Below are 14656 nucleotides of genomic sequence, written 5' to 3'. Positions count from 1 at the left end.
TTTCCGTTCCGTGCCGCAATCTGCCGCATTCCGATGCGAAAACGACATAAGCCGATTGCATTTTCTGCGTAGGTCACCCTATGTAGGTTATTGGTTTTCAAAGCGCTTGCCGGAGACACTGAATTCATGTCGGTTGATATTGACGCCCTGGTTGATAGACGGCGCCTGAGGCGCAAAGTGACCTTCTGGCGGGTTGCGACCTTCGTCGTTATCGCCGCGGCGCTTGTCACCGGCATCCTGCTGGCTTCCGGTGCGTCCGGGCTGTCCAAGCGATCTGCCCACGTGGCGCGTATCCCGATCGAAGGTCTTATCGTCGAAGACCGCAAGACGCTGAAAATGATCGAGAAGATCGGCAAATCGACGGCCGTCAAGGGCGTGGTCATCTCGATCAATTCACCCGGTGGCAGCACCACCGGCGGCGAAGCGCTTTACCAAGCTCTCCGCGAATTGTCGGAGAAGAAGCCCGTTGTCGCCGAAATCCGCACGATCGGCACGTCTGCCGGCTACATGGTTGCCTTGTCGGCCGACCATATCGTCGCCCGCTACAACACAATCACCGGTTCGATCGGCGTGCTCTTCCAGTTCGGCAACATCGAAAAGCTCCTGGAAACGGTCGGCGTTGAAATGGAAGCGGTGAAAAGCGCGCCGCTCAAGGCGGAACCTGATTTCTATTCTCAAGTCAGCCCCGAGGCCCGGGCCATGCTGCAGAGCCTGGTCACGGATTCCTATGACTGGTTTGTCGGACTGGTCGCAGAACGCCGTTCGCTCGATGCCACCAAGGCGCGTCAGCTGGCGGATGGCCGTATTCTGACCGGTCACGAAGCGATGTCTGAGAAGCTGGTGGATGCCATCGGCGGCGAAAAAGCCGCGATCTCCTGGCTTGAGACTGAGAAGGGTGTTGCAAAGGATCTGCCGGTCGTTACCTGGAGCACAAAAGAGAACCTGGAGGAGCTGCCATTCTCCTCTCGCGTGTCCCGAGAATTCGGAAAAGGTATCGGTTCCGCGCTTCTGGACCCGATTAATGACGCTAAGGGGCTGATTCCACGGGGTCTTACGCTTGACGGGCTCGTGTCCGTTTGGCAGGCTTCTGACGCGGCAGACAATAATCGCTAAGCGAGGGGGCTCTTCATGATCAAATCTGAGCTTGTTCAGCATATTGCCGAACAAAATCCGCATCTCTATCAGCGGGACGTTGAGAACATCGTCAACGCCATCTTGGACGAGATCACTGAGGCACTCATGCGGGGCGACCGTGTCGAGCTGCGTGGCTTCGGAGCCTTCTCCGTGAAGAACCGGCCCGCCCGGATCGGCCGCAATCCAAGAACCGGCCAGAAGGTGGAAGTGGACGAGAAACACGTCCCGTTTTTCAAGACCGGCAAGGAAATGCGGCTCCGGTTGAACGATGGTGTGGATCACGGCGACGACTGATTGCGCTGCACACGTGACACCATCTAAAATGAAACCGTGATCTGGAAAGTTCCGGGAGAAGGCAGTGACCAGCTTCATCAAGAACGCGATTTTGTTCACCGTGGCGGTGGTGCTTATCCCGCTGTCGGTTGCAAACCGGCACACGGTCTCGCTGTCCCTGAACCCGTTCGATCCCCAGGACCCACGGCTGACCGTCCCTGACATTCCCCTGTTCTGGGTGATTTTTGCCAGCCTCGGCGTCGGCATTGTTGTCGGCGGTATCGCCGTCTGGGCCAAGCAGGGCCGCTGGCGCAAGGAAGCCAGGTCCAAGCGCCGGGAAGCTGCCAAGTGGCACAAGGAGGCAGATCAATTGCGCGAGATGCAGACGACGTCTCAGCCTGCCGGCGGTGTCAAGGGGCTGACCGGACCGGGCAGCCGCACAGCCGCCTGATCGGCGCTCCCTGATGCGGATCATTTCCAGCGACGAGATTGACGCCTGTCTTGACGACCGGTCCGTTCTTGAAACGCTGCGCCGGGCCTACAGATCAAATACGGTTGCACCAGAAACCAGCACGTTGACGATTGACCGGATCAATCAACTGACTGGCGCGCTGTCTTTTCAACCCGCCTGGACGGATTTCGCCGCTCAGGGCGATGTCTCCCGTGGCTATATCGGATGTGCGCTTGCTCTCGATCTGCCGGAACAACCCGGACCGGCCGCCAGCCTCTATCTCCTATTCTCCGGCACTGCCGGCCAGCCGATCGCGCTCCTGGACGGCATGCGCCTGACTGTCTGGCGAACATCCGCCATGCACGCCCTGGCGGCCAGCTATCTGTCGCGCGAAGACACGTCCAGGCTGCTGATTATCGGCGATGATCCGCGTCTTCCCCGCCTGATTTCCGCTTATGCAGATGTCAGAAATCTGACCTCGATCCTGCTTTGCGGGACGGCGCCGGACACTCAGAAAAGGATCTCCGGACTGACGACGCTGAAGGGGGTGCAAGTCGGTGTGACCGGAGAGATTCACTCGGCGCAGGAAGGCGCCGACATGATCCTGATCGCCGGGCCCGATGCCGGAACGGGCACCCATCACATGCTGACCTATCTCGATCCGCCGGCCGGCTGTCATATAGACGTGCTTGACGTCGAGGCGCAGTTGCCGACTGACCTTCAGGAAGAAGCCCGCCTGTTCACATCCGACATGAGCGCGCCGCCGAGCCTGGAACTGGAATGGGCGGCGGATCTGAAAGAGCTGACCCAGGGCAACAAGGCGGGCCGCCGCTATTACGGCCAAAGAACCCTGTTTCTGCCCAGTGCACGCACCGGGCTTGCCGACTATGCGCTTGCCGCACACATTTTTTTGAGAACGTGATCTCTGGAACTCGGCACGACAGGCACCACATTTTAAGCAGCAGGGGGTAGACCCGGGAGTAGGACTGTCAAACGCGCCGGAGAACCGGCGGTTGCATGACGGCCATGTTTCCGGAATGTCGACTGCAAAGGAGCACGTCATGTTGACGACACTTGCCTATTCGGCAAGCCTTCCAGCAATCGCGATCGGGCTGATTTTTTACGTCTCGGCGACGACAGGGCTGGTTTACTAAAGCATCGGCTGCAGCATGCCGAACCGACCTGCTGCAGTCATCGCTCAAAGGCGCAAAAGCCGGTTCCTTCAGGACCGGCTTTTTTGTGTTTCGACCCTTTGATCCCTGGCTGTCAGCCGGCCATCTCGGCGGGTGTCATCCAGCCCTGAACCGCGCCACCGACATCCTTCAGGATAGCGATGCGGCCGACACCGGGTACATCAAAGGGTGGACGCATGACCTCGGCGCCATGGGCCTTTGCAAGCTCCAGGCGCTCGTCGATGTTGTCGACGGCAATGTATGACATCCAGTGTTCCGGAATGCCGTCGAAATGGGGCGCATTCATCGGAAAGAAACCACCAACCGGCTTGTCCTTGAGGTTGGCCATCACATAGGTGCCGTCTTCCATCGGCATTTCGGTGAATGTCCATCCGAGTGTCTTGCCATAAAAGTCCTTGGCTTTCTGGGTGTCGCGGGTCATCAGCTCATTCCAGTAGAAAATACCGTGTTCGGCCATGCTCTCCTCCATTTGTGAAATTGCACCCTGAGGCTGTGGTGATCCTAATGTGGACCGATGGACAGACCTGTGACATAGCGCAATTTCATCGCGATTTTTGTCAATATCGAGACGCCCTGCCAATTAGCTGTTCTTGCCGGCGCGATAGCCGGGCAAAGTCCATCCCCGCAAGATGGCCCCGCCGCGCAGAACCAGCGCGATCGCACCGGCCAGAAGCGCACAGGCGACTTGCGGCAGGTCCAGCTGCACCAGCAGGACATAACTTCCAGCGCCGGCGAATGCAGCGCTGACATAAATCTCGGACTTGACGATGGAGGAGGGTTCACGTGCAATCGTGTCCCTTAGGACGCCCCCGAATGTTGCCGTCGCAACTCCCATCAGGACCGCCACCAGAATGGTGTCGCCAACCGAAAGAGCCTTGGCAGCCCCCATGACGGAATAGGCGGCAATCCCGACTGCGTCCGCCCAGCGAAGCGGCTTGTTCAAAGACTCGATCCAGTCGGCAAAGAACCAGACGAAAACGCTGATCGCAAGACAGACAAGCAGATAGGTTTCGTTCTCGACCCAGAACACAGGCACGCCAAGAAGCAGATCGCGGAGCGTGCCACCGCCAATGCCGGTCAGGGTGGCAAAGAACAGAAACGCGATGAAATCGAGCTGCTTGCGCGACGCCATGATGCCGCCTGTGACAGCAAAAACGGCAACGCCGAGATAATCCAGCATCTGCAGCAGCATGGTGTCCCTTTTCACTCGTTGGACCGCCAGACCAAGTTCGGGTCAGCCTGCTTTCCGGATTGCCGTCCCCCATGACTTGATCATGAGAGCCTGACCGTTCTTCCCCGATGGAAAAACCCGTTGTAGCTCACGTTCAGGGCATGGACTACCGACACAGGCCCAACGATGGCGAAGCTTACCAACTCCGGCCGAAAAAAAACCACTCCCGCGATCGGCGGAAGTGGCTTCTATCAATAAAGGTCGCTGGCGCGATCAGGCGCTCTTGTCGACGGTTTGACCGGCTTCACCAGCGGTGTCCGCCGGCGCCTGGGCAACGTCCTTCGGCCCGCCCTTGGAGACGCCGACCATGGCCGGGCGCAAGACGCGTTCACCGATGACATAGCCGGCCTGCATAACCTGAACCACGGTGTTGTTCGGCACTTCCGTGTTCGGCACCTCGAACATGGCCTGATGAAAATTCGGGTCGAATTTCTGGCCTTCCGGGTTGAGCTTCTTGACGCCGTTCTTTTCCAGCTGGTTGAGCAGATCACGCTCGATCATCTCAACACCTTCGATCAGCGAGGCAACGCCGGCATCGGCGTTCTTGCGATCGTCTTCCGGCAGGGCTTCCAGCGCCCGGCGCAGATTGTCGGAAACGGTCAGCATGTCGCGGGCAAATCCGGAGACCGCATATTGGCGGGCGTCCTTGATTTCCTTCTCCGTGCGGCGGCGCAGGTTTTCCATCTCGGCCATGGTACGGAGCGCCCGGTCCTTGAGGTCGGCATTTTCCGTCTGCAGCAGTTCGAGGGGATCCATGCCGGTCGCGTCAGCACCGGTTTCACCGGCCGCGGCTTCGGTTTCCGGCGTCACGTCTGCCGGCTGTTCTTCCGGGGATTTGTTCTCGTCACTCATGAATGGTCCGTCTGGCTAAAATCCAATGCGGCTGCTTTATACCAATTGCCGGCCATTTCAAAGAGGATCGGCGGATAAGCTGTCGCATATCCGCCGGCCGCGCTCATATGGCCTGCCGCCGGTCGGCCGCAGGAAGATCAATTCTTAAAGGGCGCTCTTGATCCAGTCGGACAGCTTGCCTTTCGGCGCAGCACCGATCTGTTGCGCCATCGGCTCACCACCCTTGAACAGGATCAGCATGGGGATGGAGCGGACGCCATATTTCATGGCCATGTCCTGGTTCTCGTCAATGTTCAGCTTGGTGATCTTCACCTGGCCGTCCATCTCTTCGGAGATTTCCTCAAGTGCCGGAGCGATCATCTTACAGGGGCCGCACCATTCGGCCCAGAAGTCGACGACGACCGGAGCGTCGGAATTCAGAACTTCCGCCTCGAAGGAGGCATCGGTGACTTGCGTGGTTGCCATAACTAGATCTCGTAGGTCTGGGGGTCACGCCTACACTATGTAAGCGCGTCAGTTGGCACGAACGTAGGAAGCAAGAGGCGCGGCGTCAAGCCGCTGTGCCGTCAGGCCGCAGTCCGGCAAAGGTCTCGTCGAGCATTGCAGCCGGGATTTCCATCAGGGAAGGGCCGGAGGTCCACAGAAGACAGGCGGAAATGTCCCGGCCAGGATAAATCTGCTTCAGCATTTCCCTGTAAACACAAAGCTGTGCGCGATATTCGAGGGGAACTTCCGAAACCTCTTCCGGTAGATGAAAATTCGTCTTGTAATCCACAATCACAACCCGGTTATCCTCAACCAGAAGCCGGTCGATCTGCCCGGAGATTTCGACCTCCGTGCCATCGGCAATGCGAATCGTGCCAACGACAGGCACCTCGGCCCTTGCCCGGGCCGCAAACAGCGGCGCGAATTCGGGATCGTCCAGAATGCGCGCGACCTCTTCCAGCAAGCGCTCGCGGCGGGAGATGAATTCCGGGCGCAGCGCCTGATCGAGATAGTTTTCCGCAGCCTGCATCCGCTCGCCCTCCGCAAGATCGGGCAAAAGCTCCAACAGGCGGTGAACCAGCCGACCCCGTTCCAGCGGCCAGGAGGCCGGGTCCCGTCCCGCCTGAAGCCTGGAAACCGCCGGCACGGGATCAATCCCCTCTTTCTCCTCCATCGCCTCGAAGGCTCTTGAAGGCTGCAAGCGCTTCTTTTTCGGCAGCGGCCGTACCGGTTCCAACAGCCACGCGGGCAGTGGCGGCGCTGTCTCTTCGGGCGCGTCAGGGGTTTTGGAGACAGTCCCGGGGGCCGATTGTGTGCCCATCCCGCCCTTCTGCCAGCGCCAGCCCGAAACCGCACCGTCCGGACCGAACAGTTCCTGCGCTGCGGGTTTCAGGGACCGCGACACCATGGAATACCAGCAGTTTTCATGGGCACCGCGCTTCGGTTCCCAGCCACAGACGATCAGCCGGTCTTCGGCCCGTGTCAGCGCCACGTATAAAAGCCGCCGATATTCCTCTTCCTGGGCCGCCCGCAACGCGTCAACGGTCTCGTCGTGCCAGCTTGTGCGATCAGCCTTTGGCGGCAGCCACACAAGCGCCGGCGGCAAAAGATCATTGTTCAGACGCGGATGCGGCAGAAAAGACGGATCATGGATCGCACTGACCGGCGCAGCGCCCGGATCCACCAGAATGACGATCCGCGCCTCAAGCCCCTTGGACCCGTGCACGGTCATGATCCGGACCATGCCCTTGGTGTTGGTCAGCTCACGCTTGATCTCCGTCGGAGCCGCCGCCATCCAGGCAAGGAACCCTTCAAGACCAGGCGTGCCGGCCTGTTCATAGGCCATGGTCAGTGCCAGGAACTCGTCGAGAACGTCATCGACTTCAACCCCGAGCCGGGACCGGAAGGCCTTTCGCCCCCCATCGGCCCCCAGCAGGCGGGCATAAAATTCATAGGGCGGCACGAAGTCGGCCCGGGCGCGCCAATCCTCAAGCCTTGCCCGGACCAGTTTCCAGGTCTCGCTGGTTTCGGACCGCTTGACCAGCATCTGCCAGAGCGTGCCCGGCCGGATCTTGTCCGGCGTCTCCCGGGCGACCTGGAAGAGATCTTCGTCTCCCAAGCCGAAGAGCGGGCTTTTCAATACGCAGGCCAGCGACAGATCGTCTTCCGGCAGCAGCAGGAACCGGCCAAGCGCGGCCAGATCCTTGACCGCGATATGGTCCGTCAACACCAGCCGGTCGCTGCCGGCAGCCGGAATGTCGCGTTCCTTCAGTTCCCGGTTGAGCGCCTCGACAAAGGGACCGCGCTTGCGAACCAGGATCATGACGTCGCCGGGATCGGCCACGCCGTCCCGCATCCAGTCGGCGATTTCCCCGGCAATGCGTTTGGCGACCTTGATCATCGGACTGCCGGAACCGACATGGTCGATCGGCTGCCGCCAGTCGTCCGGCTCCTCGATTTCCGCTTCCGCTTCCAGCGGCCAGATATCGACAATGCCGGGGTCGCGGCGGATCGCCTCGTGCACCGGCGCCTTCACATCCTGGGAAAGGCCCCTGTGGGCACTTTCTTCGCGGAACACTTCATCGACAGCGCCCAGCACATCCGGCGTCGACCTGAAAGACAGCTGCAGATTGACGGAATGAAATTCCCGTTCTGCTTCACCTGCCCTTTGCGCAAATTCCCGGCGCATGGCGTCGAAATAGGCCGGAACAGCTCCCTGAAACGAGTAGATCGACTGCTTTTCGTCGCCGACCGCAAACAGGGTCCGCACCCTGTCATGTCCGCCTTCACCTGAAAAGAACTCTGCGGCGAGCGCCGTCACCACGTCCCATTGGCGCGGGCTGGTGTCCTGGGCCTCATCCACCAGGATATGGTCAAGCCCCTGGTCGAGCTTGTATTGCACCCAGAGGGCCGCATCCGACTTCTGCAGAAGCGATGCGGTCTTGACGACCAGGTCCTCGAAATCCAGATACCCGCGCGCCGTCTTTGCGCGCTCGTAATGGCGGATCACCGCGTCGGCCAGATGCAGGAGCGACGCCGTGCCTTCATAGGTGGCAACCTTGCGGCGTTCGTCCAGCAGCGACAACAGCCGGTCCTGCTCGGCGCCCAGAGCGTCCAGCATCTGCGGGAAGTCCGCAACAATCTTCTTGGTGGCGAGCGATTTGCGCGGTTCGAGCCTGGCCGTCAGGAAGATGGACTGCCAGGCCTCTCGGAAAGCCGTCAGGTCCGCCAGGCTTGCGGCTTCGACCAGCGCATCGCCGCGGGCCTGATCGGTTTTTGAACCGGTCCCGAGCGCTTCGGCATATGCGCGGCAGGTATTGAGATCGAGGGGACACTCCGCCTTGAACCGCCGATCGAACTCTGCCAGCCGCAGCGACGGGTCCACATCGAGCAAACCCGCCAGCTCTTCAAGCGCGGGCAAAAGCCCGTCCGCATCATTGGTCCAGCGGCGGAAGGCATCCCGGCTCTGGATAAGTTCATCCAGAGCCTTCTGGGCGCCGCCATCGCTCATCAGATCGATCACCGAGGCAAGGGCCCGACCATAGGTGCTCGCCGGGTCGGTCTCGGCGGCATGAAGCACGGTAGCGCGGGATTCGGCCATCAATTCAGCTGCGATGCGATCATCCAGCACCGCAAAATGCCCGGCCACGTTGGCCTCCAGCGGGAACTGGTGCAGCAGCGCTTCGCAGAAGCCGTGGATGGTCTGGATCTTCAGTCCACCGGGGGTCTCAAGCGCTCGGGCAAAGAGCCTGCGTGCCATGGCAAGACGCGCGGCATCCGGTCTCCGCCCCTCGATATCCTGCAGCTCCCGGGACAGCGCTTCATCGTCCCTGGTCACCCAGTCGCCCAGGATCCGGAAAACACGGGTCGCCATTTCGGCAGCAGCGGCCTTGGTAAAGGTAAGCGCGAGGATGCGGGACGGGTCCGTGCCATCCAGCAGGAGCCGCACAACCCGGCGCGACAGGACAAAGGTCTTGCCGGACCCGGCATTGGCACTCACCCAGGCCGAGGCACGCGGGCGCGAGGCAAGATCCTGACGTTCACGGGTCAGCTCCGGGATCTGGAACCCGCTCATGACGGCTCCTCCCCGCCAAGAGCCCATTCCTGGGTCCTGGCCAGATGGTCGTAGTCGCCATCCATCTGCCGCTCGCGCATAACGCGGGCGCGCGACAGATACCCGGTCTCGGGCCTGGCATAATGGGCGATCAATTGCTCCAGCCGCGCCCAGGCATCTTCGATCAGGCCTTCCAGCGGAACATCCTTGGGGTTTCGCACCGCCTCGATGACCGGTTCCGTGCCGCCCTTCAGCTGCAGGTAGACCAGTTCCGAAACCTCGGCATCCGCCGGCACGTCCTTGAAGCCGAACCGTTTGATCATTGCCGCTTCCAGAGGCAGTTGCGGCGACAGCAACGCGTCGACCTGTTTTTGCGACGGCACCTGCCCCGTCTTGTAATCGATCACCGCGAGGGAGCCCCCCTGCAGCTGATCGATACGGTCAGCCCGGCCGCGCAGTCGGAAATCAAATCCGGGCAGAGCCAGCGCAACACCGCCGCCGATCTCCAGATGCCGCGTGTCGATGGAAGCGGATCTTTTGCCCTCATAGGCCACAAATCCGGCTGCAATCTTCTGGAACCTTGGCCACCAGAGCGCCCGGATCGCCGGAAAGGCATCGAGCGGTTCAAACAGCTCTTCGCCAATTCCGATCAGCGCGTCGACTGCGCTGTCGTCGAAGGGGCCCTGCCAGGTCATCAGAAATTGCGCCAGGGCGTCATGAATGAGATTGCCCTTGTCAGCTGCCCCCGGCTCGCCGCCGATTGGCTCAACCGGCTGCAGCTCCAGAACGTGGCGCGCGTAGATCGCATAGGGATCGCGGATGAGCCGCTCGATCTCGGTGATGGACAATGAAGCCGGCCGGGCCGCCAGCGGAGGCAGAGGCGCCGGACGCTTGGCCGGACGCACCGCGCCTTCGGACCGGTCTAGCTGGGAGGCCAGTTCCGGGTAGACCGCCCCGCGTGCCTCAAGGTCCCTTGTGAGTTCAGGCCCCGCAAGCGTGGTCAGCCGCTGCAGCCAGCGCGAGGCCACGGTGGGCGCGCCATCACTTCGGGCCGCACGCGACAACAACACGCGTCTTGTGCCGAAACCTTGCGCAAAATCATGTGCGGCGGCCCCCAGCCGCCGTTCGGGCGGCTCCAGTCCCATGTCCCGTTTCATCGGCCGGTTCAGCCACGGGTCATTGCGGGTGCGCTGCGGCCAGACGCCTTCATTCAGACCACCCAGGATCATGAAGTCGAAACTCTGCAGCCGCGCTTCCATGGGACCGAGGATCTGTATGCGCGTGTCGCCCGGCAGACGGCGGCGGACAGCGTGACCAGACATCAGCGCAGGCAGGACGGACGGCCACTCGCCTGGTGGAATGTCGAGCCCGCTGGAGCCGGCTTCCAGGAGGCCGGTGAAGAATTCCGCGAGGGCCTCCCCCGCCTCGCCGGCATAGAGTTCCGCGACCGAGCCTGTTTCGTCCCCCGCAATTGCCTCGATCACCTCGATGTGCCGCCGCGCCAGATCCATCAGATCCAGCGGTTCACTGGAAGATGCCAGGTCTTCCAGGGGTTTCAGCGCTGCTGCCAGCCGCTCGACAAGATCCGCGATCACGTCCCAGTCGGCGTCGTGAACCTTTTTCCAGCGCGGCGTGTGCGCCTTGCCCGCTTCCTCGCAGCTCGCCTCGACGGCCAGTTTCAGACCCGCCGTACCGGCGCGTGCCCGCGGGCCGCGAACGACCCCGCGTTCAAGCGCGCGTGCGGCCGAACGAATGTCCTTGACGGGCAACCCGAGCCGGGCAAGCGGATGTTTGAGGAGTGAAAGAAGGTCGATCGGTTCGCAGCCATTGAGAGCCAGCTTGGCGGCCAGAAGCGAAAGAATGGCCGGTGCGGTCTGATCCAACGGCCGGCCGGCACTGTCATCAACCTGGACGTTCCAGCGGGCAAGTTCGGCGGCAACCCGCCGCGTCAGCATCCGGTCGGCGGAGACAAGGGCCGCGTTTTCGCCCCGTTCAACCGCCTCGCGCAAGGCAATGGCCACACTCAGGGCTTCATCTGCCTCGTTGCGCGCCGTCATGATCGCAACGCTCTCCAGGGCTCTGGAGCGTTCCTCCTCCGACCGCCTTTCCAGAAAGCCGGTCCAGCCATCGGAAGTCTCGGCGGGACGCAAGACCTCGGACACAAGCTCTTCGCGCAACAGCATATCCGGGGCCGGTGCCGGTCCGAGGGTGCCAATGTCCTGTCGTGTGACCGCCAGGCGGTCCAGCAACTGCTTCAGCGAGTATTGCGGATGTGAAGGCAAGGTCTGGGGCGCAGGTGTCGTTCCGGCCCTGGAGAGGTTCTTGCCGACCTCACGCTGACCGAGAACCTGCCAGGAACGATCCTCCATGAAACGGTCCAGCCCGGGCAGCACGATGGCGCCTTCCGGGAGCCGGGCCACCACTTTCAGGAGTTCCGCCGTAGCCGGAACCGACCCCGTGACGCCCGCCACGATGACCGGGCCACGCGGCGGTGACGCTTTCAGACGGGCGGCTTCCCGGCGGATCAGTGCCGAGCGGCGGGCCTTGGGATCCATCTGGCCGCACTCAACAAGGTGCGCCGGCCAGGCCTCACGAACGATCTGCAGAAAATCGAGCGTGATCTGCCAGTAGCGCGCATAATCGTCCGGCACCAGTCCGGTCAGTCCGGACCAGTCGGCTTCCTCCGTTTCAACCTCGTCCATCAGAGCCAGAAGATCACCAGCGAGCCAGGCTGCATCGGCCGTCGATGCCGGCAAACCCAGCGGTTCGTCGGAGCGCAGGCTGAGCGCTTCCCGGCGCAACATGCCCTTCCAGGCCTTCACCAGTCGCGTCATCGCCAGATGACGCTGCATCAAGGGCATGGCCGGCGGCAGCGGCTCCAGATCCGCATCACCCGTGAGGCTTTGCAGGTCCTCGTCGGCATCGCCGACAGGGCGGATCACCGGCAACAGTACAGGACGGCCACCAAAGCGTTTCTGGAACAGGTCTGGCAGCAGGCGCGCGGCGCGGCGGGTTGGCAGGTAAAGCGTGACATCAGCCAGCCGGAGCGGATCGTCCAGTGGCCGGAAGCCGGGCACAAGCGTGCCGTCGACAAGCGTGTCGACCAGGGTTTCCAGGAAGGGAACGGATGGCGGGATGGACCAGAGACGCGAGCTCTCCGTCATCCTCAGGCAGCACTCTCACGCACGGCATATTCAGCGGCTGGTATGGCCTCCGGCGTCCCGATATGCAGCCAGACACCTTCCATCTGCACGCCGAACAGCCGATCGTTTTCAATGGCCTTGTCAAACAGGTGGTTCATGGAGAACGGCCCCTCTGGCGCCCCGTCGAAGAAGCGTGGATGCAACAGGGCCGCGCCTGCATAGGCAAAGGGCGTCACACCTTTTTCAGGCCGCCGCGACAGCGATCCGTCGCGCGCCATCTCGAAATCGCCACGGCCGGAATACCCAATCGCCTTCACGGTCTCGGCGACCAGCAGCAAGGCATCCATGCGGCTGTCGTCCCAGGCTTCGATCATGTGCTCCAGGTTGGGCTTCACGCCCTCGATCCAGTAACTGGTGTCCGAATTGAGCTGGAAAAAGGGCTCCTCCCCCAGCAGCGGAAGCGCCTTTTTGATGCCGCCTCCCGTATCCAGCAGCTGATCACGCTCGTCGGAGATGATGATCTCCATGTCCTTGCGGTGCCGGACATGAACTTCCACCAGGTCGGCGAGATAATGCACGTTGACGACACAGGACCTGACCCCGGCCGCGGCCAGCCGATCCATGCCATGGTCGATCAGCGCCTGGCCATTGACCTCGATCAGCGGCTTCGGTGTGGTCGCCGTCAGCGGGCGCATGCGTTTGCCGAGGCCTGCGGCCAGGATCATGGCGTTGATGGGACGGAACCGCGTATCAGTCATCTCTTGTCTCAAATGTGGTTCCGGCTGAACCCGAAAACTTCAGAGCCGGAAACGGTTGTACCAGTCTTTCAAATCCGACAGGCCCGGCCTGTCAAGCACCCGGTCGAGATAGCCTAACATGCGCGGCAAATGGCTCAAATAAGCCGGCTTACCATCCCTTCTGGCCAGACGCACAAAGATCCCGAGGATCTTGGACACCCGTTGGGCACCCATCACGCCGTATGCCTTTGTGAAGGACGCCCTGTCGAAGCCGGAAGCCTGTTTTTCCCTTGTCGAAACATAGGTTTCGAAGAGGGCCGTTTCCAGATCCCGTGACACGTCCACCCTGGCATCCAGCAACAGGGACGCCACGTCATAGGCGACCGGTCCAATGACCGTATCCTGCAGATCGATCAGGCCAACGCGGTTCTTGCCGGATGCACCTTCCTGCCACAGAAGATTCGGCGAATGATAGTCGCGCAGCACCCAGCCCGTCTGCGCATCGGTGATCGCGTCCAGCGCCTTTTGCCAAAGATCCTCAAAGTCCCGACGCATTGCTTCGTCGGCATTCCGGTCGGTGACATGGGGGACATACCAGTCCAGGAACAGCGCAGCTTCGGCGGTCAGGGCAGCCCGGGAATAGATCGGAACGGAATGAACACTGCCGCCCTCCAGCGTCACCGCCTCCGGCCAGGACTGGCCGTGCATCTCAGCCAGAAGCTCCGTCGCCACACGGTAACGCTCAGGGTCGGGTCTGCCGTCCCTGACGATGGTCTCGCGGCCAAGGTCCTGGGAGAGAATGAAACCGCTCTCCAGATCCGCCGCATAGATTTCCGGCGCCAGAAAGCCGCGGCGGCGCAGTTCGGAGTTGATCGCGACAACAGCCCTGCTGTCCTGCGCCAGATGAACCGTCTGCATATAGGTCCGGACGGCATCCGGAACAGCATCACCCTGGAACGGCCAGCGCATCAGAACCGCGGTCGCTTCATCCGATATGACCGTTTCGAAGCTGCGCAAAGAAGCATCACCAGCCAGAAAATGACGCTCTGCTGTCCCCAGTTTGATGGATGCCAGGAACCGGCGTGTGTGGAGGGATTGTTCCATCCTCGAACGCCAATCCGGGCTTTCCGAAAAAAAGCTGAAACGGCGCTTGTCCGCCTCTTCCTCGGGCTGCGTGATCTGCACCCAGAGTGCGTCGGCCGGCAGCAGCTCTTCCGCCTTTTCCGGCCACTCGATCAGTGCCGCCCCTGCTTCAACCAGATCGTCCAATCCGAGTTCTTCCAGTTCCTCGGGGTCTTCAAGCCGATAGAGATCGAAATGGGACAGGTCGAACCGGTCAAGCTCATAGGTCTGGACCAGCGTGAAGGTCGGGCTCGGGACTTCAAGCTCGGGATCTCCGGCAAAGGATCGAAGCAAGGCGCGGGTGAAGGTGGATTTGCCGGCGCCCAGATCGCCTGACAGGCAGACAATGTCGCCAGGCTTCAGGACAAGCGCCAGATCGTTGGCAAGGCGCCGTGTCTCCGCTTCATCGATGACTTCCAGTGACAGGAACGGCGCCGGCAGCTGCCTCAGGTCATGATCCGGCATTTTCAGCACCCTTTGG

Annotated in this window: 12 protein-coding genes; 4 read left to right on the top strand and 8 right to left on the bottom strand. The window is 61.6% G+C overall.

What is annotated here, in order from left to right; all coding sequences use genetic code 11:
• The first annotated feature begins 126 nt into the window (after positions 1–126).
• From sppA to ACO6TG_RS17540, 4 genes are all read left to right on the top strand, one after another.
• Positions 127–1113 (top strand): signal peptide peptidase SppA, encoded by a 987-nt coding sequence (gene sppA / locus ACO6TG_RS17555; protein ID WP_422374372.1) that lies wholly within the window; start codon positions 127–129, stop codon positions 1111–1113.
• Between the two features lie 15 nt (positions 1114–1128).
• Positions 1129–1428: an integration host factor subunit beta gene (locus ACO6TG_RS17550; RefSeq protein WP_094073525.1), complete on the top strand. Its 300-nt coding sequence runs from the start codon at positions 1129–1131 to the stop codon at positions 1426–1428.
• Between the two features lie 64 nt (positions 1429–1492).
• Positions 1493–1858: a LapA family protein gene (locus tag ACO6TG_RS17545; RefSeq protein ID WP_422374371.1), complete on the top strand. Its 366-nt coding sequence runs from the start codon at positions 1493–1495 to the stop codon at positions 1856–1858.
• Positions 1859–1871: 13 nt separating this feature from the next.
• Entirely contained in the window at positions 1872–2780 is a 909-nt protein-coding gene (locus ACO6TG_RS17540; RefSeq protein WP_422374370.1) for an ornithine cyclodeaminase, read from the top strand.
• Positions 2781–3124: 344 nt separating this feature from the next.
• On the opposite strand, the gene ACO6TG_RS17535 is transcribed toward ACO6TG_RS17540, so the two are convergent.
• The 8 genes from ACO6TG_RS17535 to tsaE all read right to left on the bottom strand — a co-directional run bounded on the left by ACO6TG_RS17535 (position 3125) and on the right by tsaE (position 14640).
• Entirely contained in the window at positions 3125–3508 is a 384-nt protein-coding gene (locus tag ACO6TG_RS17535) for a VOC family protein (RefSeq protein ID WP_422374369.1), read from the bottom strand.
• Between the two features lie 123 nt (positions 3509–3631).
• On the bottom strand, positions 3632–4243 hold the full coding sequence (locus tag ACO6TG_RS17530; protein WP_422378901.1) for a trimeric intracellular cation channel family protein: 612 nt from the start codon (positions 4241–4243) through the stop codon (positions 3632–3634).
• 252 nt (positions 4244–4495) lie between these two features.
• On the bottom strand, positions 4496–5134 hold the full coding sequence (gene grpE / locus ACO6TG_RS17525) for a nucleotide exchange factor GrpE (protein WP_422374368.1): 639 nt from the start codon (positions 5132–5134) through the stop codon (positions 4496–4498).
• Between the two features lie 144 nt (positions 5135–5278).
• A complete protein-coding gene (gene trxA / locus ACO6TG_RS17520; RefSeq protein WP_094073517.1) occupies positions 5279–5599 on the bottom strand; it encodes a thioredoxin in 321 nt (106 codons plus the stop codon).
• Positions 5600–5684: 85 nt separating this feature from the next.
• Complete coding sequence (addA, locus tag ACO6TG_RS17515; protein ID WP_422374367.1) at positions 5685–9194, bottom strand: double-strand break repair helicase AddA; 3510 nt, start codon at positions 9192–9194, stop codon at positions 5685–5687.
• A complete protein-coding gene (gene addB / locus ACO6TG_RS17510) occupies positions 9191–12337 on the bottom strand; it encodes a double-strand break repair protein AddB (RefSeq protein WP_422374366.1) in 3147 nt (1048 codons plus the stop codon). The genes addA and addB overlap by 4 nt, the downstream gene beginning before the upstream one ends.
• A 2-nt stretch (positions 12338–12339) precedes the next feature.
• Positions 12340–13074 (bottom strand): nucleotidyltransferase family protein, encoded by a 735-nt coding sequence (locus ACO6TG_RS17505; RefSeq protein WP_422374365.1) that lies wholly within the window; start codon positions 13072–13074, stop codon positions 12340–12342.
• 39 nt (positions 13075–13113) lie between these two features.
• Positions 13114–14640, bottom strand: a complete 1527-nt coding sequence (gene tsaE / locus ACO6TG_RS17500) for a tRNA (adenosine(37)-N6)-threonylcarbamoyltransferase complex ATPase subunit type 1 TsaE (protein WP_422374364.1) — start codon at positions 14638–14640, stop codon at positions 13114–13116.
• Between the last annotated feature and the right edge of the window lie 16 nt (positions 14641–14656).

Origin of the sequence: Roseibium sp. (genome assembly GCF_965233565.1) — a bacterium.
Taxonomy (GTDB): Bacteria; Pseudomonadota; Alphaproteobacteria; order Rhizobiales; family Stappiaceae; genus Roseibium.
Note: the sequence above shows the minus strand (reverse complement) of the source record. Positions and strands in the feature narration are given on the sequence as shown.